Source organism: Lysinibacillus sp. NPDC093216 (genome assembly GCF_050280325.1).
Classification (GTDB): Bacteria; Bacillota; Bacilli; order Bacillales_A; family Planococcaceae; genus Lysinibacillus.
This window is the reverse complement of sequence record NZ_JBNNVB010000005.1, coordinates 200315-222408: the sequence shown is the minus strand read 5'-3', so window position 1 is coordinate 222408 and position 22094 is coordinate 200315. Positions and strand designations below refer to the sequence as shown.

The 22094-nt window shown below is 35.1% G+C and carries 29 protein-coding genes; 9 read left to right on the top strand and 20 right to left on the bottom strand.

What is annotated here, in order from left to right; genetic code table 11:
* Positions 1-38: 38 nt before the first annotated feature.
* The gene (locus tag ACQKOG_RS08735; protein WP_415730427.1) at positions 39-1235 is read right to left on the bottom strand and encodes an MFS transporter; all 1197 of its coding nucleotides are present in this window, start codon (positions 1233-1235) and stop codon (positions 39-41) included.
* Positions 1235-1633 (bottom strand): MarR family winged helix-turn-helix transcriptional regulator, encoded by a 399-nt coding sequence (locus ACQKOG_RS08730; protein ID WP_370077402.1) that lies wholly within the window; start codon positions 1631-1633, stop codon positions 1235-1237. Before ACQKOG_RS08730 ends, ACQKOG_RS08735 begins: the two co-directional genes overlap by 1 nt.
* 229 nt (positions 1634-1862) lie before the next feature.
* On the opposite strand from ACQKOG_RS08730, the gene ACQKOG_RS08725 reads away from it, so the two are divergent.
* On the top strand, positions 1863-2417 hold the full coding sequence (locus ACQKOG_RS08725; RefSeq protein ID WP_370077401.1) for a DJ-1/PfpI family protein: 555 nt from the start codon (positions 1863-1865) through the stop codon (positions 2415-2417).
* A gap of 37 nt (positions 2418-2454) precedes the next feature.
* On the opposite strand, the gene ACQKOG_RS08720 is transcribed toward ACQKOG_RS08725, so the two are convergent.
* The 5 genes from ACQKOG_RS08720 to ACQKOG_RS08700 all read right to left on the bottom strand — a co-directional run bounded on the left by ACQKOG_RS08720 (position 2455) and on the right by ACQKOG_RS08700 (position 5167).
* A complete protein-coding gene (locus ACQKOG_RS08720) occupies positions 2455-2784 on the bottom strand; it encodes a DUF3889 domain-containing protein (RefSeq protein WP_370077400.1) in 330 nt (109 codons plus the stop codon).
* Positions 2785-2880: 96 nt separating this feature from the next.
* Complete coding sequence (locus ACQKOG_RS08715) at positions 2881-3024, bottom strand: hypothetical protein (protein WP_323656514.1); 144 nt, start codon at positions 3022-3024, stop codon at positions 2881-2883.
* Positions 3025-3046: 22 nt separating this feature from the next.
* Positions 3047-3283: a hypothetical protein gene (locus ACQKOG_RS08710; RefSeq protein WP_402868978.1), complete on the bottom strand. Its 237-nt coding sequence runs from the start codon at positions 3281-3283 to the stop codon at positions 3047-3049.
* A gap of 254 nt (positions 3284-3537) precedes the next feature.
* Positions 3538-4158 carry a tyrosine-type recombinase/integrase gene (locus ACQKOG_RS08705; protein WP_427446040.1) on the bottom strand — a complete coding sequence of 207 codons (621 nt, stop codon included), beginning with the start codon at positions 4156-4158 and terminating at the stop codon, positions 3538-3540.
* Between the two features lie 619 nt (positions 4159-4777).
* Positions 4778-5167 (bottom strand): hypothetical protein, encoded by a 390-nt coding sequence (locus ACQKOG_RS08700; RefSeq protein ID WP_370077398.1) that lies wholly within the window; start codon positions 5165-5167, stop codon positions 4778-4780.
* 115 nt (positions 5168-5282) lie between these two features.
* On the opposite strand from ACQKOG_RS08700, the gene ACQKOG_RS08695 reads away from it, so the two are divergent.
* Both ACQKOG_RS08695 and ACQKOG_RS08690 read left to right on the top strand, forming a co-directional pair.
* A complete protein-coding gene (locus ACQKOG_RS08695) occupies positions 5283-5795 on the top strand; it encodes a matrixin family metalloprotease (protein WP_370077397.1) in 513 nt (170 codons plus the stop codon).
* 15 nt (positions 5796-5810) lie between these two features.
* Entirely contained in the window at positions 5811-6434 is a 624-nt protein-coding gene (locus tag ACQKOG_RS08690; RefSeq protein ID WP_427445998.1) for a hypothetical protein, read from the top strand.
* Positions 6435-6546: 112 nt separating this feature from the next.
* Here the strand turns inward: ACQKOG_RS08690 and ACQKOG_RS08685 are convergent, their stop codons facing one another.
* From ACQKOG_RS08685 to coaW, 4 genes are all read right to left on the bottom strand, one after another.
* Entirely contained in the window at positions 6547-7215 is a 669-nt protein-coding gene (locus ACQKOG_RS08685; protein ID WP_427446038.1) for a DNA ligase, read from the bottom strand.
* Positions 7197-7430, bottom strand: a complete 234-nt coding sequence (locus tag ACQKOG_RS08680) for a hypothetical protein (protein WP_370077395.1) — start codon at positions 7428-7430, stop codon at positions 7197-7199. Before ACQKOG_RS08680 ends, ACQKOG_RS08685 begins: the two co-directional genes overlap by 19 nt.
* Before the next feature lie 115 nt (positions 7431-7545).
* Positions 7546-7848, bottom strand: a complete 303-nt coding sequence (locus tag ACQKOG_RS08675) for a hypothetical protein (protein WP_370077670.1) — start codon at positions 7846-7848, stop codon at positions 7546-7548.
* Between the two features lie 84 nt (positions 7849-7932).
* Positions 7933-8769 carry a type II pantothenate kinase gene (gene coaW / locus ACQKOG_RS08670; RefSeq protein WP_370077394.1) on the bottom strand — a complete coding sequence of 279 codons (837 nt, stop codon included), beginning with the start codon at positions 8767-8769 and terminating at the stop codon, positions 7933-7935.
* A 745-nt stretch (positions 8770-9514) separates the two neighbouring features.
* Here coaW and ACQKOG_RS08665 point away from each other — a divergent pair.
* A complete protein-coding gene (locus tag ACQKOG_RS08665) occupies positions 9515-10336 on the top strand; it encodes a squalene/phytoene synthase family protein (RefSeq protein WP_427445996.1) in 822 nt (273 codons plus the stop codon).
* A gap of 60 nt (positions 10337-10396) precedes the next feature.
* On the opposite strand, the gene ACQKOG_RS08660 is transcribed toward ACQKOG_RS08665, so the two are convergent.
* Positions 10397-10885, bottom strand: a complete 489-nt coding sequence (locus ACQKOG_RS08660) for a metal-dependent hydrolase (RefSeq protein WP_370077392.1) — start codon at positions 10883-10885, stop codon at positions 10397-10399.
* 209 nt (positions 10886-11094) lie between these two features.
* Here ACQKOG_RS08660 and ACQKOG_RS08655 point away from each other — a divergent pair, with 209 nt between their 5' ends.
* Both ACQKOG_RS08655 and ACQKOG_RS08650 read left to right on the top strand, forming a co-directional pair.
* Positions 11095-12339, top strand: a complete 1245-nt coding sequence (locus ACQKOG_RS08655) for a ferredoxin reductase family protein (protein WP_427445994.1) — start codon at positions 11095-11097, stop codon at positions 12337-12339.
* Positions 12340-12503: 164 nt separating this feature from the next.
* Positions 12504-13130, top strand: a complete 627-nt coding sequence (locus ACQKOG_RS08650) for a nitroreductase family protein (protein ID WP_370077390.1) — start codon at positions 12504-12506, stop codon at positions 13128-13130.
* A gap of 213 nt (positions 13131-13343) precedes the next feature.
* Here the strand turns inward: ACQKOG_RS08650 and ACQKOG_RS08645 are convergent, their stop codons facing one another.
* From ACQKOG_RS08645 to ACQKOG_RS08625, 5 genes are all read right to left on the bottom strand, one after another.
* Complete coding sequence (locus ACQKOG_RS08645) at positions 13344-13451, bottom strand: putative holin-like toxin (RefSeq protein ID WP_220443510.1); 108 nt, start codon at positions 13449-13451, stop codon at positions 13344-13346.
* A 173-nt stretch (positions 13452-13624) separates the two neighbouring features.
* Positions 13625-13852, bottom strand: coding sequence for a YdbC family protein (locus tag ACQKOG_RS08640; RefSeq protein ID WP_370077388.1), 228 nt, complete (start codon positions 13850-13852; stop codon positions 13625-13627).
* A 147-nt stretch (positions 13853-13999) separates the two neighbouring features.
* Complete coding sequence (locus tag ACQKOG_RS08635) at positions 14000-15001, bottom strand: HNH endonuclease (protein ID WP_427445991.1); 1002 nt, start codon at positions 14999-15001, stop codon at positions 14000-14002.
* 11 nt (positions 15002-15012) lie between these two features.
* Positions 15013-15222: a nucleoside triphosphate pyrophosphohydrolase gene (locus tag ACQKOG_RS08630; protein ID WP_427445990.1), complete on the bottom strand. Its 210-nt coding sequence runs from the start codon at positions 15220-15222 to the stop codon at positions 15013-15015.
* A 331-nt stretch (positions 15223-15553) separates the two neighbouring features.
* Positions 15554-16240 carry an NERD domain-containing protein gene (locus ACQKOG_RS08625; RefSeq protein WP_370077386.1) on the bottom strand — a complete coding sequence of 229 codons (687 nt, stop codon included), beginning with the start codon at positions 16238-16240 and terminating at the stop codon, positions 15554-15556.
* A gap of 395 nt (positions 16241-16635) precedes the next feature.
* On the opposite strand from ACQKOG_RS08625, the gene ACQKOG_RS08620 reads away from it, so the two are divergent.
* Complete coding sequence (locus ACQKOG_RS08620; RefSeq protein WP_415730273.1) at positions 16636-17127, top strand: hypothetical protein; 492 nt, start codon at positions 16636-16638, stop codon at positions 17125-17127.
* 58 nt (positions 17128-17185) lie between these two features.
* On the opposite strand, the gene ACQKOG_RS08615 is transcribed toward ACQKOG_RS08620, so the two are convergent.
* Complete coding sequence (locus ACQKOG_RS08615) at positions 17186-18265, bottom strand: DUF1835 domain-containing protein (RefSeq protein ID WP_402868967.1); 1080 nt, start codon at positions 18263-18265, stop codon at positions 17186-17188.
* 188 nt (positions 18266-18453) lie between these two features.
* Here ACQKOG_RS08615 and ACQKOG_RS08610 point away from each other — a divergent pair, with 188 nt between their 5' ends.
* A complete protein-coding gene (locus ACQKOG_RS08610) occupies positions 18454-19602 on the top strand; it encodes a pyridoxal-phosphate-dependent aminotransferase family protein (protein ID WP_427445989.1) in 1149 nt (382 codons plus the stop codon).
* Between the two features lie 258 nt (positions 19603-19860).
* Entirely contained in the window at positions 19861-20052 is a 192-nt protein-coding gene (locus ACQKOG_RS08605; protein WP_049666523.1) for a hypothetical protein, read from the top strand.
* Positions 20053-20123: 71 nt separating this feature from the next.
* Here ACQKOG_RS08605 and ACQKOG_RS08600 read toward each other — a convergent pair whose 3' ends face one another.
* Complete coding sequence (locus tag ACQKOG_RS08600; RefSeq protein WP_427445988.1) at positions 20124-21464, bottom strand: D-serine ammonia-lyase; 1341 nt, start codon at positions 21462-21464, stop codon at positions 20124-20126.
* On the bottom strand, positions 21454-21927 hold the full coding sequence (locus tag ACQKOG_RS08595; protein ID WP_370077381.1) for a YaiI/YqxD family protein: 474 nt from the start codon (positions 21925-21927) through the stop codon (positions 21454-21456). Before ACQKOG_RS08595 ends, ACQKOG_RS08600 begins: the two co-directional genes overlap by 11 nt.
* Between the last annotated feature and the right edge of the window lie 167 nt (positions 21928-22094).

The following is a 22094-nucleotide window of genomic DNA, read 5'->3' as shown; positions in this document are numbered from 1 at the left end:
ATAAAAAAAACAGTTGGGATTCCCCAACTGTTTTTTCTTTATACATGTGCTACTTTTTTCGATTTTATTTTTGCTAAACGTAGTAAATAAATGATAAAGACTACAACTAGCAAGCCTGCTCCAGTTAGATAAACAGAAGAATAGCCTGCTTGCACGGCCACCATTCCTAAAATGTATGAGCCAAGCGCAATGCCAAGGTCAAACATCGTAAAGAACGTTGCTGTTGCATAACCACTGCGTGTATGTGATGTAGATTGTATAGCTAATGCTTGTAAGCTTGTAGTTACTGCCCCATAGCCTAATCCAATAAAGATGGCTGCAAATAAAAATAATGCTGGTCCTGAGACAAATGCGAGCATAACAAGACCGATAGCAAAGAGTATAATACCAGGTATAATAACAAACTGCGGCCCTTTTGTATCATAAAGTTTACCTGTATATGGACGTGTAATAAGCATTGCTGCTGCAAAAACTGCATAAAATAGACTCGCTACAGCCATTAAATCTTTTTGCTGTGCGTAGACTGATAAAAACGATAAAATACTCGAATATGAAAAAGCTACTAAACTAGCAATCGCCGCAACTGGAAGTGCACGACGTTCAAATAAATCATCAAATTTAAATGTCAATTTACCCTGATGTTCAGGCTTGGATAAATCATCAGTTTTTATCGTTGCAGCTAGGATGCCCCCTGCTAATATACAAATACTCATCACAATAAATAATACATTGAAGCTACTATATTGAATAAGTAGCAAACCGATAAATGGTCCAATAACTACTGCTAAGTTAGTAGACATTGCGAAATAGCCTAGACCTGTACCTTTTCGATTGGCTGGCACTATATCTGCAGCTAAAGAGCCAGCAGCTGTTGTAATAATACTAAAGAAAATCCCTTGAATAAAACGTAGTCCTAGTAAAAGTCCAAAAGGATGAATAAATAAATATAAAACTGTACATAAAAAATATCCTATAATTGAAATAACTAAAAGCTTTTTCTTCCCAAAAACATCTAATAGTTTACCCGAAAAAGGACGAACGATAATGGCTGATAATAAAAATCCTGATATTAACAATCCCGCTTCCTTGTCTGTCTGGTGCAACTCACCAATCGCATATAGCGGCAAAGTCGTTACCAATCCATAAAAAACAAAAAAGACCGAGATATTTGTTAAAAAGAGACTAATAAACCGCTTCGTCCATATTTTTGTATTCCCCTCTTGCTGCACGTCTATCAACCTTTCATTTTTTCCAATAAAATTATAAATTGCTGTTGTTCCTCGACAGTCAATGCCCCTACCATTTCTTCCTCAAAAACTAAGATGGTTTTAGTGATAGCAGGCAAATGTTCCTCTGCAAATGGTGATAAAGTAACGATTTTTTCACGTTTATCTTCACCTTCAATTCTAAGCACCCAACCTAAAGTCTCGAGTCGAGTAATTGCTCTAGTTATACTCGGTGCCTCAACGTTTAAATACTTCCAAATTTGTGTTAATGTCATTGGCCCATGATTATGTAAGCAATATAAAATAGCCCATTGTGAGCTATACAAGTTATGCTGTTTCAGTACTTCATTTAAACAATTCGTTAAATAACGACTTTTTTGGAATAAAGCATGAAAGATAGGATTCATGTTAGCAACCTCCTAATTTATTTACCTAGCTAAATAAATACTATACTCTTCATTTTTTTCGTTGTAAAGCAAGTTGTTTGAAGGTGCATTGTAGGAGCAATGATCCCCAGCCGACTGTCGTATGATTCATTATTATCAGCGATTCTCTCCGATGTACTAAATATCAGAAGGGAATTTTTTGAAAGTGTCGAATTAAGCTAATAGATTACAAATAAAAGGAGATGGAAGCATGGGGAAAAAGGTATTAATACTTGCAGGAGACGCAGTTGAAGCTTTAGAAATTTTTTATCCTTATTACCGTTGTCTTGAGGCTGGCTATGATGTAACGATTGCAGCACCATCCGCGAAGAAATTACAGACTGTATTGCACGATTTTGTTGATGGTGTCGATACATACATCGAGCGTACAGCATATGGCTTAGAAGCACACGCATCCTTTGCAGAAGTAGATCCAGCACAATTTGACGGGCTCATCATTCCTGGTGGACGAGCGCCAGAGTACATTCGTTTAAATGAACATGTTCCAGCACTAGTGAGCCATTTCTTTGAAACAAATAAACCAATCGCTGCTGTATGTCACGCAGCTCAAATTTTCGCGACCATTCCAGAAGTTCTGAAAGGACGTGAACTAACAGCCTATATTGCATGCAAGCCCGAAGTTCAAGTAGCTGGAGCGACGTATATCGATACTAATCTTCACACAGACGGCAATTTAATTAGTGGTCATGCATGGCCAGATTTACCTGGATTAATGCGAGAATTTATTAAAAAGCTAGAAAGCTAACGGAATGAGGATGCCCGAAAGTAGGCATCCTCGTATTTTATGGAGTGGTTTCTTGGAATTCAATTTTCACTACTTTATTTGTATTGGTTACATATTTGATTCGAACATGTACACCGAATTCCTTGTCACTTTGTTTTAGCCAAAGTTTAAATTTTTCAATAGTGGAGTCTTCAACAACCTCGCTTCCCTCATGCAAATAATCGAGGATTTTTGCTTGAGGGTACTTTGCATGTGTCTCTTTTATCGCTACTTTTCCCCATTGAGCATGAGCTGGTATCCCCTGTTGAGCATAAGTAATTGTTGGGGTGTTTATGAATGCAGCAAACAATACAAGAAAAATGCCAAGTTTCACACAAAATTTCCACAAGTTAATCAACCTTTCATATTCTTTTGGTATAAAGTAGCCAAAACTGCAAAAAATAAGTGCTCCTTAAGTATTCTCAACCTTAAGGAGCAGTTTTTGTTATTTTTTACTGGATTGTTTTGGTTGTTGAGGATTGTTATGAATTACTTGATTAAATTCTGCTGAATATTCTTCACGATCATTTCTTTTATGTGTATCTTCTTTCTTTTTCTTTTTAAAGCTCGTTTTATTCTTCTTTGCCATTATTTAAGCCTCCATACTTTGGTTATTTGTTTTTGTTGGACTGCTGATTTTTCTTATGGTTCGTTTTATTATCTTTATTTTTTGCTTTCGCATCAAATTCTGCAGCGAATTCTTCATTGAGATTGTCATTCGGGTTATTGTTATTACTATTTGATTTATCGAGGTCTATTTTTTTGTAGGTATCAAAGGGATTATGCGTTCTAACATTCATTGTTTTATTGTTGTTTTTGTTGTTTTCATTGGTGTTTCTATTGGCCACGGATCTTCACCTCCTACATGTAATGTGCTCAGGATAGAAGGTTTTATGCTTTGGGGATTACTACAGACATTGCTAAAACTTTTACAGTATAAAAAAATGTACATCACTAATATTAATTAGTAATGTACATTTCATTAACTTCCTAGAAAAAGAAATAAACCCGAAACCTATATATATCAAGGGTTTCGGGTGGTTTAGAGAAGTGGATTATTTGCGTTAATTTATATTTTGTGAACAATCATATTCTCCCTTTTTCACATAAATTGATCATAGGTTTCCTTACGAGCATGATCATAGAGCCTTGCATATAGTTGCGTATGCTGCATTTCCTCATGGCCGAGGAGAACCTGGATGCATGAGAGCAGCATTCCCTTCATAGCTAAATGAGATGCAAAGGTATGTCGCAATGTGTGGGGGGTAATTTTCATACCTAACTGGTCTCCATACTCGGCTAATTTTTTTTGGACAGTCCTATGGCAGATTGGTCCTTTTCCAGTTGTATTCACGAATACATTGGGCATATCGTCTTCTCTCCCTTTTAGATACCTGGATAGTTGTTCCCCACATTCTCGTGTAAAAAGAACAATTCGAGACTTTTTACGTTTACCTTTTGTAATTACAATTGACCGTTCGGACCAGTTAATGTCTTCCTTTTTCATGGCAGATAATTCACTAATTCGTATGCCTGTAGTATACAAGATTTCAACTACAACTCGATAATACTGGGCATCTTTTGCCAATTCCCTTAAACGGGTCACTTGTTCCATGAAGTCTGACGGACAGCGATTTTGTATCTCCCTGTCCGTTATGCTTTTCTGTCTCTCCTTGCCACTTGTATTCTCAGCCCTCTTAGTGTCTCCTATGGGATTCACCATTTCTTCCACTAAGTAAGTCCTTCTTTGGATTGTCTGCTTCATCGAACAAGTGAAATTCGAGTTTATTCCACACTTCTTCATAGTTCGGTCCTTCCCATGTAAACGGTACTATGACCTCTGCTGACTTCTGATGGTTCAGCTACTTATCGCTAAGTAGGTTACAAAGTGTACTTTGCATTTCCATCAGAACTCCCCGGGTAAGCGTATGCACTTTCACACCATCTATCCGCCTCATTTACTCGATATGACCTTCGACAGAATGGACTTTGTGTTGTTATGCACACTCATCCAATCATACCTAGCCTTATATGAGATTCGTGTTCCTCGGACCGGTGTTTTGCCTCCAGATTCCGCTTCGCCACGGACACCCTTGCTCTTGGCTAACCTCTACTTCTGTCTTCGGGGTTCGGGACTTGCACCCTATAGTTCATACGCATGCCGGGCGCACATAAAAGAGTCTTTAAGACTCTCTCAATAGTTGTGAATATTTAGTTTTGAAAACCTAGTATTTCTTTTATTCAAGTATTTCTTCAATATAAGTTCTTAATTAAAAATGTTTTGGTTTTTCTATCTATGAAGCTTGTTAAGTCGTCATTAAATTGTAATATTTTCCTTTTTGTTATTTATTTGGTAGTATATCAAGTAATTCTTTTGATTCTCCTTTTGATAATTTAGTATATTTCACATCATTTTCTACCAGAATCACTTGTTCATTTGAATTTACATAGATTAAATAATAAGAAGACTTCAATTCCTTATCAGAGTCTATAAAATCAAAAGACATTCTGTACTTTAATAGTCCAAATGATTCTTCACTTTTTTCTTTCCATTTAACTTTATTTAGAATTTTATTTATTATCGAAACTTGATCTTTATCTAGGATTTCTAAACTCTCTTTAAAATCCCCATTTTCATTAGCTATCTCTAAAATAATTTTCTTTGCATCATTAGAACATCCAACACATAAAAAAATCAATGCAAATGAAATAATAATTATTTTTTTTAACACAAAAATCCCCCCCTTCTAATTGTATTTCTTATTAAATTTTAACACTATTGACTTTTATTCTCAATTTACATTAATATGGTATTGTTGTTATATTATGTAAATAGGAGATGATTGTATGAAGAGGAAATTTTCGTTTTTAGCTTTATGTTTTGGAATCTTTTTTTGTTTTCAAGTACCTGAAGGACAAGCTTATGAATTAAATAGCAAAAAATTTAGTAATCCAAAAGATGCATTTTATTGGATAGACCCTACTTTTGATAGTTACAAATTAGGTGGTGAAGTTAAAAGTGGAATTTTAGCGTGGAATGCGCTCCCTGAAATCAATTTTACAAAAAAAGTAGCTACTGCATCTGGTGTAGAAGCAAGTGTTGAATACTTGGATAAATATAATGGAGATACTTATGGTCAAAGTTTTGGTAGTGGGCGAATCACTATTTATAAAAAATGGCGTGAAGAGTTAAATTCAACTCAAAGAATTGAAACTGTAGTTCATGAAGTTGGTCATGAGGCAGGATTAGGTCACACACAAGAAAAAAATGATGAAATAGCAGTTATGAGAAAATTAGGCTTTAATAACAAAGCTTATCCTTTAAAAGATGACAAAGCTGGAATCGCAAAAAAATATTGAAAGGAAGGTTAAAAAATGAAGAAAAATTTTTTCATGATTAGTGCCGGATTAATAGTTTTATTTAGTGGTAGTTTTCTTATTTCAGAAGGATTTTCTATAGAAGATACTAATGAAAATAAAATTATTTCAGAAGATTCTCCTTCAAAGCCTAAAAGAATTGATGGCGAAGCTAAAACGAATGGCTTCATTGATTTGAATGAATTAGCGGAAAAATCACCTATTATTGTTAAAGGAACTAAACTAGAGGATGTGCGAACAGAAGTATTTAAATCTAAAATAGATGAAGCCGTAATTGGTGGATATACAGTTGCAGATTTTGAAATTACTGAAGTTGTAAAAAATGCGACTACCAATGATAAAATTAATCTAGAGCAAACTATTCCTATTGCAGAATTAAATTTTGAATCAGAAGGTACTATTTACAGCGTTAATGGGTATGAAAAAATGAATAAAGGTGATGAATATTTACTATCTCTAACAGACGAACAAGATGAAGTATTTGCTACAAGTGGTGTTACAGTTGGTAAAGTCCCATTGGACTCTAATGAATTAGAAATTTATGAAGAAAACTTAGATGATTCAGAACTGAAATTAATTGAAAGTATTTTTAATGATGCTAGAATAGAATTCAATAACTAAATAAAATATGTTAAATCTTCAATTCATTTAAATAGAGAAAAAGCGTGTTCCAAAACTTTTTTTATAATACGCTTTTTCTCTACTTTTTTAAGTGGTTATTTAATTTTGTATTTTAAAGCTCATTAACTTCAAAATTAAATCCTTTAAATGAAACGATTCTTAATGATCCTGTGCTTGTTTTCTCAAGATACTGTACCTTACAGAATAATCTTGGTTCTAGCCACATTACATCTCGTTCCACGCTACCTATTATCTGTTTAGCTATTTCTCTAAATGCTCTTTTTTCATCAGGTTTAAAGCCAAACTCCACATTCGCAACAGGTCTATAATTACCATTTCTTAATTGCGTACCTACTATCATTGTAAATGGATTTTCTTTATAGCCTAATATAATAGTGTCCATTACTTTAAAGTGTTTATATTTTAACCAACTATGCGAACGATGCTTAGCTTTGTAGGTAGAATTGCTTCGCTTTCCTACGATACCTTCCATACCCTTTTCTTTGGTCAACTGAAAGATATCATTACCGTTACCCATAACTGAAGGTGTAATCAACAAATTATTTGAAGGTGCAATTATCGATGAAAGCATTTCTTTCCGTTCTGCCAATGGTTTATTCATAACGGATTTATCAGTCGATAATATGTCGAATGCGATAAACGTAGTAGGATGAGTTATCGCAACTTGTTCAATTTTTTCTTTATTAGAAAGTCTACCTCGATATGCAAAATCATCAAATACAGATACCCCATTTCGTAAAACTACACCTTCACAATCAATGATTGCTTCATGTTCCTGAATTGATTGTCCTGCAGCTTGTAATTAGCAGTTACATTATTTCCATGACGAGTATACGCTTCTATTCGATCATTTTGTTTATGCAAAAGGATGCGCCAACCATCCCATTTTATATCGTAAATCCATTCAGGATCATCCATTATTTCATTATTGTTACCCATCGAGAGCAACATAGGTTTTATTGGAGTAAACAACATTGTATCATCTCCTTATCTATAATTATCTCATGATTGAACGTTCAAAAACATAAGAAATACAAGGTACTTATGGTAATTAAAAAAAGAGAGTCAACAAGACTCTCTCAATTTGATTCTATTTGTTTAATATTGCTCTAATTTCAGATAATGACTGATCACGAACCAATTTACCATTTACGAATACATCTTCTAATAAATCATCATCGTAGATTGATTCATTGTATAATCCATCAACGTAAGAAATACTTCCGTTTGATTCATAAACTTTAACTTTGCCGCGCAGACTACGTTTAGTTCCATCATCTGTCTTAGGATCTTTGAATAATAACTTTTCTTCACCATTAATAACTGCATAAGTAGCCTTCATTGCAAATCCAAAAGAATCTCGTGTATTGTATTGGAATGTATAAGAACCGATACCATAAACTACATTTGTTGATGCAAATCCTTTAGCTTCTAATCGCTCACAAATTTCTCAAAAGAGCGTTAATCTACATTATAGTTAGACAATTGTATATTCAGTTATATTTAATAATGCACCGACTGCACCTGAAAAACCGTGGTCATTTATAAAGACTGGTGTATGTTTTTTCGTACGTGTGTAATTGGCAATAACACGTGTAAGTTGATCGTTATTACTTAAAGTTGAACCGATATAAACGATATGTTGAGCATTTTTTTCTTCAGCATATTGAATACTAAGTGTTGTAATAACCTCACCTACAAGCCCTTGTACAGTTGCAATAATATCTTCTTTTGGATGTTTGACAGATTCAGTAATACCAACTTTCCCAAAATTACTAGCTGTCAATTGCCCATCAATAGGTGTGTCCATCCCTTGATAAATATCCTTTACTAGTAAATCAATTTCTTCTCGATTACCTTTAGTGGCCAGTTCTCTTATTTCATTATAATCCGTGATGCCAGTTGTAAGCGCTGACAATCCAATCAATGTTCCACCACCTACACCTGTTCCACCAACACGAATATGCGTATTATCTTCCATATAATGAATTGAAGTACCAGTACCAATATTAGTAATCATACTTCTTTCGAAGAAGTAGCCCTCTTTATGCAATAAAAATCGGACGCCCTTCAATGTGGCTTCAAACTCTACTATATAATGAATCGATTTCATTGTTTTGATGACATCCAGTAATTGTTCTGTACGCCCTCCCGTAACACCAATATCCTCAATATCTGGATGATTAATAATCCAATTCTGCACTGCTAGCAAATCATTTGACGGGAAAGTTATTAAAACGAGCTCATTATGCTCATCTAAATAAGCAACTTTTGTCAATGTTCCGCCTGCGTCAATACCTATAGCCTTTGGCATACCATTCTCCTTTGACTTTACGTACAATCTCTATTTCAGATGGTGAGATATATACTAGATTTTGCTTGTATTCAAGAGGCGTTTAAAAGCCAGTTGAATAACGTTCATGCCTCCACAAATGTCACGGATTTTGCAAGGAGTTATTGTGCCAAAATCCGATGTATTGTATTTCAATACCGAAAGCAAATCAACACAAATGTCTTCTGCGCGAAAGCGAAGCGTCAGCAGCAAATGTTTTCTGTGCGAAAGCGCAGCGGCAGCAACAAATGTCTTCTGCGCGAAAGCGAAGCGTCAGCAGCAATTACTCGAAAAGTGAAGTTGTATCTCTGTCCTTCCTAAACTTTAACGCTGTTGAAATAAATGTGCAATAACTTAGCAAACTTTCATGAAAAAAAGACGAAAAATATCAATTTTTTTCTATTAATCACACGATTTTCGTCGCATTTTTATAACTTTAACATTATTCTACTATAAAAACACAAAAGAAGTGAAAATGCAATGATACTCGATGCATCATCGATTCTAGCAAGTGGGTGTCGTTAAAAATTAAAAGTTGGGCGATAATTGCTGAAAGTGTTCCGATAAATGTCATGTGAAATTGCAACCCGATTATCTCCCCTCTCTTTGTCTTAATCTTTACCAATTGAAAATAGTTGAATATAAATTGAACAATCTGTTTTATCTTTCATCACTTTTACGATACGATATACTATAGATGTGTTACCATTTGAACGGAGGAATACAAGTGAAAGATCAAAAAAAACTTTATAAAGAAGCGATGCAGGTTTTAAAGGAAACTAGTCGCACTTTTTATATACCGATTACTTTTTTAAAAAATGATTTAAAATTGTCTGTGGCAGCCGCATATTTAGCAATGCGTGCTATAGACGAAATTGAGGATCATGAAAACCTATCTAATGACGTGAAATTCGATTTACTTAATGCAACAAGCGAGTTATTAAAGGAATCATTTAATGCTGAAGCTTATGAAACATTATTAGCGCCATATGCAGATCAGCTACCTGAAGTATCTCTTCGTTTAGCAGATTGGCTAACGTTTTGTCCTGAAGGCTCACGTAAAATTGTCCAAGCTTCAACAAGTGAAATGGCGTTTGGGATGGCAAAATGGGCAAAAGCAAACTGGCAGGTGCATACGCGAGAGGATTTAGATGATTATACATACTACGTTGCAGGGATTGTTGGGACAATGCTGTCCGAGCTTTGGGCGTGGGGTGCTGACATTCAAACAGATCGCGATTTAGCTATTGGCTATGGCCGCGGTCTCCAAGCAGTCAATATTTTACGCAATCAGCATGAGGATATGGATGAGCGCGGAGTAAGTTTCGTTCCTGATGGTTGGACTCGTGAAGATTTATTTGCATATGCGGAGGAAAATCTCGCAAAAGCTGATCTTTATATGAAAGATATTAATAAACGTACGGTATTATTATTCTGTCGTTTACCACTTGCATTAGCCCATAAAACATTGAAGGCCATGCAAGAAGGTCGTGAAAAAATGTCACGAGCAGAAGTAGAACAAACAGTCGAAGAAGTACAGGCTGACTAAAACTTTCACCATTTAAAAACAGCCTCAGTATGAGAAACTCTCATCCTGGGGCTGTTTTAGTTATACGGACTGGACTAGATTAACAATCATTTCATAACTAAAAAAGACTGAAAGCATCGTTAACAACATAAACACTACCTTTTCAGCTTTACTGCCCGTTTTTGTAGTAATGGGTAGACGTACTGAGATGGATACTGGGAAGAACAGCTTAACACCCTTCTTCGTCCCCATATCAAGGAAAATATGACTTGCCATCCCTAATAAAATACCTAGCGAAATGGATTCGTAAGGTATAAATGTATGTAGTAGCATCCAAATCAAAAATAAAAAAAGCAAACTATGTGTAAAGGAACGATGTCCAAACAGCGAATTCACAGTTTTTGATATGATGGGAAACTTCCTCCCGATTTTGCTGCCTCCATGGCAAATATCTGGAAGTAATGCACCGATAACGCCCGCCCCTACTAAAACAAGCGGATTATCATTAGAAATTTGTGCAAAAGCAAGACTTGCAGTGATGCCCCCGATAATATGTGTATTCCCTTGCATTATTTACTTCTGCTCCTTATATCTCTATATTTTTACCCTTCTTAATTTAACACACCTCAGCGCAAAAGGGAACATATATTCCGAACGTATAATCCCTTTTTTATTGACGAAATTAACTTTCATATCAAATTAAAAATATCAGAAACATTTCAGGTTCTTATTGTATATATAGGATACTTAGAGATAAAAATGAATAGTGGAGGTTATTTATGAAATCTATCAAAGGAATTTTGTTTATCATACTAATAATGAGTAGTAGTGCTTTACTGTGGTATTTTGCTACACCTATAGAGCCTATCCAGGCAGTTAACAGGCTCAGCCACATCATTGGAGGCATGGCCATCACAGGCTTCTTTCTTGTCTTTTTGTTAGCAACAAGAATGAAAATTTTTGAACGTTGGTTTCATGGACTAGAAAATGTTTATTTTTATCATAAATATGTAGCAATACTTTCACTAGTATTAGTGGTTATTCATGGTCAATTACAAGGTCTGGTCCCCCACTGGGATAAAGTACAAAGAACTTCACTCAGCGAATTTGCGAAAGAGCTAGGATCACTTGGGCAATATGGTTTCATAGCGCTAATTGTAATTGCGCTTTTTGCTAAATTTCTAAAATATGAGCACTGGCGGATCTTTCATCGGTTAATGCTTATCCCTTATACATTTGGAATTTATCATGCCTATTTTTCAAGCAGATACGATTTATTACAGCCTACACCTTTAGGAATTTTTACAGCAATAACTGCAACTATTGGATTTATGTCAGCATTATATATGCTGACGATGTATCAGGATATGTTTTTTAAATATAAAGGCAACATTACGGAGATTAAAAAATTGGGCTCCAATGTTATTGAACTGGAGCTAACACTTGATAAAAAATTACCATTTCGTCATGGACAATTTATTTTTATCAAGATTTTGCAAGATGGCATAGAAAAGGCGCCTCATCCCTTTTCAATTTCAGGTGGCGATGGAAAAATATTATTTGTCACTATAAAGGCGATTGGTGATTTCACAAAAAAAGTATATGATTCAGTTCAGCTGAATACACCAGTTACACTTGATGGTCCTTATGGTCATTTAAACTTTGAAAACGGAACACAACAACAAGTTTGGATAGCTGGTGGTATAGGCATTACTCCATTTTTATCTTATTTGCAATCACAGCCCGTAAATCGTGATATTGAGTTATTTTACACTTATCATGGTCAAAATGATGCTATCTATAAAGATTTTTTACAGGAGTATGCAGAAACTAATCAACAATTCAAAGTGAACTTTATTGATACTACCCAAATGGACAGGCTTTCATTTAAAAATTTTGCAGTGCCCCCGCAAACAAGTATTTTTATGTGTGGCCCTGAAAAAATGCTAAAACATTTTGCCAAGCAATTGAAATCCCGCAATAAAGATATAAGCGTTGACTTCGAGGCATTTAAATTTAAGTAATAATAATCAATTATGCCTCGGATTATCAATTATGCCTCGGCATAATTCCGCGACATCCGCTGAAAGAAGTTAATCAAAACTCTCTAAGGCGAGCGATTTACTTGGAATTCTAAAAAGAATATCGTATAGTAAAATATCATAAATATAAAGGAGATTTTTTAACGATGACTACAACTAAAAGTTATATAAATAAAGTAATGCACGATCGTAAATCTGTGCGTAAGTATGAGGCAAATTATAAAATTCCTCAATCAGATATAGAGGAATTACTTGTCGAGGCAACAACCGCTCCTTCATCAAGTAATTTACAACCTTGGCGCTTTTTAGTGATCCAAGATGAGGCAGTAAAAAAAGAACTACGTTTAATTGCTAATAACCAGGAGCAAGTAGAAACTGCGTCTGCCATCATTGCGGTATTAGGCGATACAGCAATGTACAATAATGTTGAAGAAGTCTATACAAAAAACTTCGAGCTTGGCTATATGGATGAAGCAACAAAAAACATGATGATCGAAAATTCATTAAAGATTTATTCTAATCTTCCTAAAGAAGTTCTAAAAAATATAGCTACATTTGATGCAGGCTTAATTTCTATGCAAATCATGCTTTTAGCAAAAGAAATGGGCTATGATACGGTTACAATGGGTGGCTTCAATAAAGAGGCTTTTGCGAAGCACTTTGAATTAACAGATAATCTAGTGCCGATCGTCTTAATCGCCATCGGAAAAGCAGCATCACCAGCTTATGGCTCTTCTCGTTTAGCGCTAAATGACATTGCAAAATTCATTTAATCGAGAGAGAAAGACTGTATCAATTACGCTTGGCTTGAAATGCCCACTGAATGAAGAAAAATGTTCTTTTTCGAATAAATATGATACACTATATATAGAATAAAAAAGACTGGATGCGTCAACATCCAGTCAAAGCAACAATCATGCCGCAATCATAGCGGCTGACCAAGTTAAAGTTGTAGCTATCGCCACCTTACTTAGCCGGCAGGGTGGCTATTTCTTTTTATTTTGAGAGACAATAATGCTAAGCATCAGTGTCAGTACCGCAATTAGCAAAAGGCTACACTGCACAATCAAACTGAATGCTTCAAATACTGTCATCCGCCTCACCCCCTTTCAAAAGGGAGTTCAGCCGCCACCTGCATTATGAATTGTTGCTATTGTTAGTCTAACAATTTTACGAAATATATTCTATGAAAAATCCTCAGAAAATTTAATATTGCTACTCATTTGCGTAATTATTCTAAAACAACTCTAAAGAATAGTTTTGTACATTAATCTAAGCCTGACAATTTAGCTAATGACTCTTTCAAAAGCTGTAGCTCAGACAGTGACAACGTAACACCCTTCCCCATCTTTGTATGATCCTCCGACCAATCTCTAATATCGTATTTCGGTTCACGACCATTCCAGCTAATTAAATTCAATTCTTTTTTCCAGCCTTTATTGCCTTCCGATAATACCGCAACTGTTTCAACAATTTCGTATTTAACTTCTGCCATATTTATTCCTCCTTATTTTATCTGTAATAAGAACTATATATTGAAATAATAGGATAATCAAACGTGACAACACTTGAAATAATTACACTTCCTAAGAAACGTAAAATCCGTCAGAGTTATTCTATGTTCTTCCATAATAAAATCAAATTAATTTTTTAACTTATGTACCTTCCTCGGCTCCCATAACGTCGTATATCCGTTCATTATTGAGTAATCATATAAATCCACAAGTTTGCTATTTTCATATGTATAAAAATAAGTTGGTTCTCTAACAATTGACACTAAATTATAGTTTCTTTCGAACATGGACTCTAAATAAAATCTAGTTGTGATTTTGTCACTTTTATGCAAGTTACAATCATTACACGCCAACACTAAATTCCATAAATTATCATTTTGAATAAAGCTCCACGGAATGAAGTGATCGACGTGTGTTTTTCGACGATTAGTTGATAAATCACAATTACAATAGAAGCATCGATTTTGTTCAAATTGTGTAAGAACCTTGTAAAATGTTTCTAAAGAACTGCGCTTTGAAATGACTTCTACTTTCGAAAGCAACGCCATTGTACTTGTGACTTCATTCACTTTTTCAAGATATTTGGCTAAATGATAATTTGTTAGATTTATTAAAACCCGCTGGTATTTTTTCATGAATTGATAGACAGGATTGTTGAAACGAAAATGTGCATGTTTGATGTCAAATTCATAGAATACCCCTGCTGTATCTCCGTAAAATGCGCCGATAACGTTCTGCTTACAATCACGCTTCACCTCATTGACGATTTTTAGTTGCAACGAATCTAAAAGCTGATCGAATTGCCATTCTGGAGGGATAGCATTGTCATTAGCATATTTCTGTAAGATGGTTTGGGCACGAGCAGGTTTATTTTTATTAGGTGATTGTGCTAACTTGTGATGAATTACCAGATTCCAATATATATTTGTGAAAGAATAAAATATTTGATCATAACTGAGTACTAACTTCTCGTCTACATTGTATAAATTTTCAAGAAATGCTTTAAAAAACACATATTTATAAGAAGTTGCGACTGATGAACGATAGTAAAAATTATTCAGATGTTGCCAAATCTGATCCTCAGTTACATATTGTTCACGTATTTCACCGACCTTTAAATCATGCGACATACTGCTTCCCCCTACTCCTTCACCTCAATTAAATATATACCTTTCGAAAATCCTCCGCGTTGGCTCTTCTTCTGAGTACGTATTTGTTCTAATTGTTCGTAGGACACGTCGTACATTTGTATAGCTGTATGTACTAATTCTAAAATATCCGCAAGTTCCTCAACGGCCTCTTTTGGTGAGGCTGCCTCTAGAAATTCTAATGCTTCTTCTTGCATTTTCACTTTTATTTCCTCTAAGTGTTCTCCTTGTTCTAATACTCTTATGCTACATGTTTTACCCTCTTCTTCAATTACTTGAGGAAATCAATTATGCCTCGGCATAATTGCGTCCGGAATCGGCTTTGTGCTTGCACAAAGAACTCCTTCCCGATTCCGTGACATCCGCCAGAGGCTTTAACTTCTTTCAGCGGATGTTTGGACACCCGCTAAAAAGTGAATTAAAACCGCATTCATCTCACCGCCTATAAAGGTAGGTGACTTCTGCTGAAAGAAGTTAAATCACGTACTAATTTATTGTATATTGGCATGCTTATAGTCCCCTTTTAACACACGATTATTTTCCATATTTCTGCTGAATCGTTTGAATATGTTGTTTTTTGATTTCATTAGATACTTGCATTTGAGGTACAAGCTTATTGTAAATTGCTTGAATATCTTCTTGTGAGAAAAACTGTTTTGCAGTTTGCTTTTGCGTTTGGATAAAACGCCTTAAATCCTCTCGTTTTATAACATGTACATTTTGGGAAGTTACTCCCACTTTTTTCAATGTACAGCGTTCGCTAAAGACAATGACTGAATGAATTGCTTCTTTCGGAAGGTCTAAAAAATCTTGAATTGCACGGATATGCGTAGCATTTTGCCGGATCGGATTGAAAAATTTATATTTTTTCTTATTCGGCATCGTTTGTGTCCATTGCTGTTGTGTCTCATTACCAAAAATCCAGCCACTATAGTTTTTTGATTCAATCACATATAGACCAGTTCGATCAATATAAAGCAAATCAATTTCCGTTAATTCATCTGAATTTCTCTTTGGAATATATACATTTAATAATTGTCTATGACTTTGTAAGGCATGCCTCTCAATAATTTTCGATGTTAAGTACTCACCATTTCTCCCTTTATCGAGTTTAACTGCAAAGAAATTATTTTTTGTCAGTTTATAATAGACACTTTTCCGATAATTTTTTTCCATAAGGTAAAAGCTTATCACTATCAATATAAAAATTATAATTAGCATCACTTACTCTCCTCTCTCTTATTTCTTTTACTTCATATAAGCCAAAAATCCTAAAACTATTATACCAATACTTATGAGGATATTTTTAGCATCTTTTACATTAGTGCTCAAATATTCATCAAGATAGTTTCTTGTAGAATTTAAATTTATTTGTAAGCTGTCTTGTTCAAGCACTGATTTTTTGTGACGTCTACAACAATTGGCTACTAGTTTGCCAACCTCTTTTTTTGATCCAACAATCATTTATCAAAAAATGAACATTAATGCAATATTTACATCTATTCAAATAGTGCAAATACATCATTAACATTAAATTCCGGATATAATTAACTGTAGATTCGTGACTTTAGTATTGTTATTATTGTGAAGTATTTTTTTGGAAAGGAGGTTTTTATATGTACGATTCTTCATATTACAATGATTTCGATGATTTAGATTTGGCATTCCTCTTTATTATGTTAATTTGTATTGCATTGATAAGTATCGCAAGCTATGTAATTAATTCACTTATTTATTACCAGGCATCTAAAGCAAATGGCTTTAGCAAACAAGCTTATATTGCTTGGATTCCAATTGCTGGTGTTTATAGCCTTTTCTTATTAACAGCAAAGGGTGATGATGACGCAACAATTCGTTCAGCAGCAATAAAGAATGTTATTATTTACGCTGTATTAACAATTGTTTCATTAATTCCGTATCTGTTTCTGGATATAATTGCTTCAATAGGTCTTCTTGGCTTTATTTTCTACTTCACATATCGCCTCTTCTATCGTTGGACTGGCGGAACTGGGAAAGCTGTACTTTATACGATTTTATCGTTCATCACATTAGGACTATTCTATGCTATTTACGGCTTAATAAAAATGAATAAACCTTTCGTTGCATAATACATATGCAAGTACAAAAACCTCTTTACACTTTTAAAGGTGTAAAGAGGTTTTCTAGTTATTCACGTAATTTTACACTATAGTGTCTCATGGACTTAGGAATACCTTTTAATGCAAGTACCCCACTATAGACTAAAAATCTTATTCTACATTCTAAAAAGAAGACACTAGGAAGCTCTTCTATTAAAGGTAAGAGTTCCGTAATCACTGTCCCTGTCTTGATAAAATCTTTTGTTGCTTGTTCATTATGTAGCCTTTCGATCGTTTCTATAATAAGTGGATCAAAATAATTTTCTGGAACCCCTTTTATTTCATTATTGATCCATAAGCGCAGAATATCGTTAGTTTGCGATAATGTTTCCCATTCATTTTGGAAAATAAGACGGTCCTGGATAGTTAATGGCTTTTTTTCTTCTATGTTGATAAAAAGCTGTGCTAATTGCTGTGAACTAAGATGACTTGTTGCACAATTAGCCTTACTATGTTCTGTTGTATTAATAAGAAAAATCTCATTTGATTTATCTCGCAATAAATAGAGGAAAAAACGAAGCCCACATTGTTCATCGGCATTATTACCATACCAAATATAGATCGGAACATGATTAGAAATATCTTCTATTTCACGCAAAGTATTTATAAACTTATTTTGATAAACATCTTCCTGTCCATCATTAATATTTTCAAATAACCAATTATTTCGGAATGTTTGACCTCTTTTCTCCTCTAGCTTCCACAATGGTCCAATTGAGAAGCAATCAGGGAATCCAATCACATGTTTAGGTGGTGGTAGTGCTACTCTCACTGAACCAGCAGCAGATTCAGAGCTCACAATATGAACTGCCTGCGTTGTTATTCGATGGTCCACAAAACGATGTTTTTGAATACAGTCATTGATAATTTCTACTATGTCGCTTAATTTATGTTGCTCAAGCCAGAACCCACACCCCTCAATTGCTTCACTTTCTTCATGGTTGAATGCTTCAAATTGATCATGATGCTGTAATTCATAAGCCTCCCATTCACTCCTATCTATCAAATCCGATGCGTTCAGATAATGATGTGTTTTAATTCGATAGACAAAAACCATATTTGATTCCAATAAAAAATAAATATATGGATAATTTACTTTCGATTCCATAACTCAGCCCCTTATATAAAAATTTTACCATATTAAAAAATTGAGAACTATTCGTTGTATTTTCTACTCTCTTACGACACTTGATCTATCAAATTTTGAAAAAGAAGTTAGATAACAGAAAAAATATGCTATATTATAGTTAGAAAATTTCGAATTTCTAATTTTTAATACAAAGGGGTTTGATGATTGTGTATGAAAATATTTTAAGACATCCAGGACCTACGCCAATTCCGAAAAAGGTTCAGCTTGCGATGAGTCGCGATATTATAAGTCATCGAAGCAATGAATTTGTAGAGCTTTACCGTGAAACAATTGAATTAGTAAAACCTGTTTTTGGGACAAAGCAGGATATTTTACTCCTTCCATCAGGTGGTACAGCTGCTTTAGAGGCTGCGGCGGTTAACACTGTCTCTGCTGGTGAAAATGTAGTTGTCATCACTGTTGGAGCATTCGGAGACTATTTCGTTTCGATTTGTGAGAAATACGGCTTTCATGTACATAAGCTTGAAAAAGAATGGGGGCAAGCTTGCACAGCTAAGGAGTTACGAGAATTCTTGCAGCCGTTGAAAGATATTAAAGCTGTTTTTGTCACATACAATGAAACTTCCACTGGTATCTTAAACCCAATTGCTGAATTAGCACAAGTTGTACGTGAGGAAACGGATGCATTATGTATTGTCGATGGTGTAAGTTGCCTAGGTGGAGTTCCTGCAGAAATGGATGCCTGGGGAATCGATATTCTTGTTACTGGATCTCAAAAAGCGATGATGCTACCTCCAGGACTTTCTCTTGTCAGCGTTAGTGATAGAGCTTGGAAAGTTATTGAAGAAAATAATACGCCTTCCTATTATTTAAACTTATTAAGCTATCGTAGCTGGGCAGAAAAAGGGATGACTCCAAACACGCCTACTGTGACACTTATTTCTGGACTGCATGAGGTTTGTAAACTTATAGAGGAAGAAGGAGGCTTTGAACATACAGTTGCCCGCCATGAACTAATGAAAAACATGGTGCGTCATGCTATGAATGCCCTTAATATTGAACTTCTCACTACGGATGAGCATGCTTCTCCGACCATTACAGCGATTATGGCACCAAAAGGGATTGCACTCGGTGACTTCTTGTCGCATTTAAAGCAACAATATCATTTAGATTTCGCTGGAGGACTCGGTCATTTGCAAGGGAAAATTTTCAGATTCGGCCATATGGGTTACTGCTTCCCAAGTGATATTTTACAGGCCGTTTCTTTAATGGAAGCTGCACTTCAAGACTTTGAATATGACTTTGAGCCAGGTGCAGGTGTACGGGCAGCACAGGAAGTATTTTTAACCGCTTAGCGAAAACAATTGCAGTTGTAAAGCTTTAACTAATGGAAAACCTCCAAATCTATGTATGATTTGGAGGTTTTATGATTACATTCACGAGGGCCAGGAGTCGCACAGCTTTCACACCAATTAATATATATCATGGCATAATAAGTCACGGCATGATCGACCGAATAATCTTTTAAAGCCAGAATTATGAATATGAGTGCATTTTCAATAGCTAAAAGTGTTATACTAATAAGCACGTTATAAATTGAGGAGTTAGAAAGAATGAAATATTTTAAACCACAAATGCAGCAACTTGTGAAAGAAAACCGTGAATTACATGATCGCCTAAAAGAGTTAATGTCCGAAATGGATTTGCAAAAAAATTATGCTTTAAAAGCTCTATATCACGCTGAAGTAGCAGACGGTGGACGCTATCAGCAAGATTATCAAGCGTTGGACTATTTATATAAATAACTTTAAAAGTAATAAATGCAAGAATGTTAATTCCAAATAGCATTCTTGCGTTTTCTTATTAACTAACTACCTTAATCATTAGTTCTTGCTACTTGCACTACCTTTGCCATGTATTCCTCACGCATTTCCATCGGCACCATACTTCCACCTGTTGCCCATACAAGATGGGTAGCTTTCTCCATCTTATCAACTAAATCATACTTTTCTAAATAACTTTGACCATTTTTCATTAAATGAATTGGTCCGAACATCCCTGCATGCGCAGATGGCTCTAAAAATAGACCTTCCGATTCCATCGCTAAACCGAGCGACGTAAATAATTCTTCATCTTTCACTGTATAACAACCACTAATATACGTCTCCATTACTTTACCAACGAATTTAGAAGCACGCCCGACTGCTAGACCATCTGCTTCTGTTTTATTGTCTAATCCAATATCTTCTACACTGATCTCATCATGTAAACCTGTCATCAAGCCGATTGTCATACAAGGGGATGCTACGGGCTCAGCGAAGAAGATGTGGGCATGTTCTCCAAAAATTTCACGTATCCCGTACGCAACTCCCCCCGGTCCTCCACCTACACCACATGGTAAATACACGAACAATGGATGGGCAGCATCTACAGTAATATTCGTCTTTTCAAACTGTGCTTTTAAACGCTTCGCCGCTACTGCATAGCCGGCAAATAGGTCCTTCGAATTTTCGTCATCAATAAAATGACACATAGGATCTTGTTCAGCCTCTCGACGACCTTGTTCTACAGCAACGCTATAATCTGCTTCATATTCAATAACTGTCGCACCTTTTTCACGCAGCAATGCTTTTTTCCACTCTTTTGCATCACTCGACATATGTACAACGACATTAAAGCCGAGTTTTTTGCCCATAATGCCGATACTCAATCCTAAATTACCTGTAGAACCTACGGCAATTGTATATTGCTGAAAGAACGATTGAAAGTCCTCTGTTGCCAACACGGCATAACTATCCTCTTTTGTTAGCTTGCCACTAGCGATTGCAAGCCGTTCTGCATGCCTTAATACTTCAAAAATACCACCACGGGCTTTAATAGAGCCGGAAATTGGCAAGGCATGATCGCACTTTAAGATAAATTGACCTGGTATTAAAACATCAAATTCCTTTTCAAGAGCTTTCTTCATGAAAGGTATATCTAGTAAAGATGATTCAATAAGCCCTTTGCTTTCCAAAAGCTCTGGAAATGCTAAAATTAAATAGGAAGAAAAGCGTTTAAGTGTTTCTTCTGCCTCCTCAACTTCCTCTATTGAAAAAAGATTTGTTTGCGCCTTTTTTTCTCGATTTGTATTTTCCCAAAGTACAGTATTATGATTTGCTAACTTATTTAGTCTCGGAAATTGATTAAATAGTTCGTGTTTACGCTCATTTTCCACCTTCAGATTCCTCCATTTTTTGAGTTATAATTGCTCGTTCACAAATTTGTCGAAATTTCAATTCGAACGAAATATTGTTTTCTTGTGTTCGTTTTTTAGGTCCTCTCGTACGTCCCCCAGCACGTCTAATTTTTTGTCCAACATGGCGCATGTCGAGCAAACGTTCGATATTTTCATTAGACATCTCTCGTCCATTTTGATCGATTGGATAACCGCCTCTCGCCAAAACCATAGCTGCTAAACCGTAATCCTGTGTAATGACAATATCGTGTTTTGAAAGCGCATTCACTAGCGTAAAATCAACCGAATCTGGACCTTTCGGGACCATAATTGTTATTACATTATCACGTTCGATACGGTGGGATGTATCGCAAAACAAGATTGTTTCAATCTCAAACTCAGATGATATAGATAGTGCTAAATCCACGACTGGACAGGCATCAGCGTCAATTAAAACCTTCACAATAAAGCATCATTCCTTTCTCATAATTAGATAGATCACTCAAACTCATCATTATTTTGATATAATAAATTCTCACCCCTACTTGTTAAATTTTTCACAAACTTTAGACTGTTGGAAAAAGTATTTTATTGAATAGTGCGAAAAATAGATATACGATACAAATATCA

Excerpts from the sequence above, each read along its gene's own strand:
- ACQKOG_RS08730 (WP_370077402.1), bottom strand. The coding sequence starts at position 1,633 with ATGAATCCTATCTTTCATGCTTTATTCCAAAAAAGTCGTTATTTAACG.
- ACQKOG_RS08725 (WP_370077401.1), top strand. The coding sequence starts at position 1,863 with ATGGGGAAAAAGGTATTAATACTTGCAGGAGACGCAGTTGAAGCTTTA.
- ACQKOG_RS08715 (WP_323656514.1), bottom strand. The coding sequence starts at position 3,024 with ATGGCAAAGAAGAATAAAACGAGCTTTAAAAAGAAAAAGAAAGAAGAT.
- ACQKOG_RS08705 (WP_427446040.1), bottom strand. The coding sequence starts at position 4,158 with ATGGTGAATCCCATAGGAGACACTAAGAGGGCTGAGAATACAAGTGGC.
- ACQKOG_RS08695 (WP_370077397.1), top strand. The coding sequence starts at position 5,283 with ATGAAGAGGAAATTTTCGTTTTTAGCTTTATGTTTTGGAATCTTTTTT.
- ACQKOG_RS08690 (WP_427445998.1), top strand. The coding sequence starts at position 5,811 with ATGAAGAAAAATTTTTTCATGATTAGTGCCGGATTAATAGTTTTATTT.
- ACQKOG_RS08680 (WP_370077395.1), bottom strand. The coding sequence starts at position 7,430 with ATGTTGTTTACTCCAATAAAACCTATGTTGCTCTCGATGGGTAACAAT.
- coaW (WP_370077394.1), bottom strand. The coding sequence starts at position 8,769 with ATGCCAAAGGCTATAGGTATTGACGCAGGCGGAACATTGACAAAAGTT.
- ACQKOG_RS08660 (WP_370077392.1), bottom strand. The coding sequence starts at position 10,885 with ATGCAAGGGAATACACATATTATCGGGGGCATCACTGCAAGTCTTGCT.
- ACQKOG_RS08655 (WP_427445994.1), top strand. The coding sequence starts at position 11,095 with ATGAAATCTATCAAAGGAATTTTGTTTATCATACTAATAATGAGTAGT.
- ACQKOG_RS08650 (WP_370077390.1), top strand. The coding sequence starts at position 12,504 with ATGACTACAACTAAAAGTTATATAAATAAAGTAATGCACGATCGTAAA.
- ACQKOG_RS08645 (WP_220443510.1), bottom strand. The coding sequence starts at position 13,451 with ATGACAGTATTTGAAGCATTCAGTTTGATTGTGCAGTGTAGCCTTTTG.
- ACQKOG_RS08640 (WP_370077388.1), bottom strand. The coding sequence starts at position 13,852 with ATGGCAGAAGTTAAATACGAAATTGTTGAAACAGTTGCGGTATTATCG.
- ACQKOG_RS08635 (WP_427445991.1), bottom strand. The coding sequence starts at position 15,001 with ATGTCGCATGATTTAAAGGTCGGTGAAATACGTGAACAATATGTAACT.
- ACQKOG_RS08625 (WP_370077386.1), bottom strand. The coding sequence starts at position 16,240 with ATGCTAATTATAATTTTTATATTGATAGTGATAAGCTTTTACCTTATG.
- ACQKOG_RS08620 (WP_415730273.1), top strand. The coding sequence starts at position 16,636 with ATGTACGATTCTTCATATTACAATGATTTCGATGATTTAGATTTGGCA.
- ACQKOG_RS08615 (WP_402868967.1), bottom strand. The coding sequence starts at position 18,265 with ATGGAATCGAAAGTAAATTATCCATATATTTATTTTTTATTGGAATCA.
- ACQKOG_RS08605 (WP_049666523.1), top strand. The coding sequence starts at position 19,861 with ATGAAATATTTTAAACCACAAATGCAGCAACTTGTGAAAGAAAACCGT.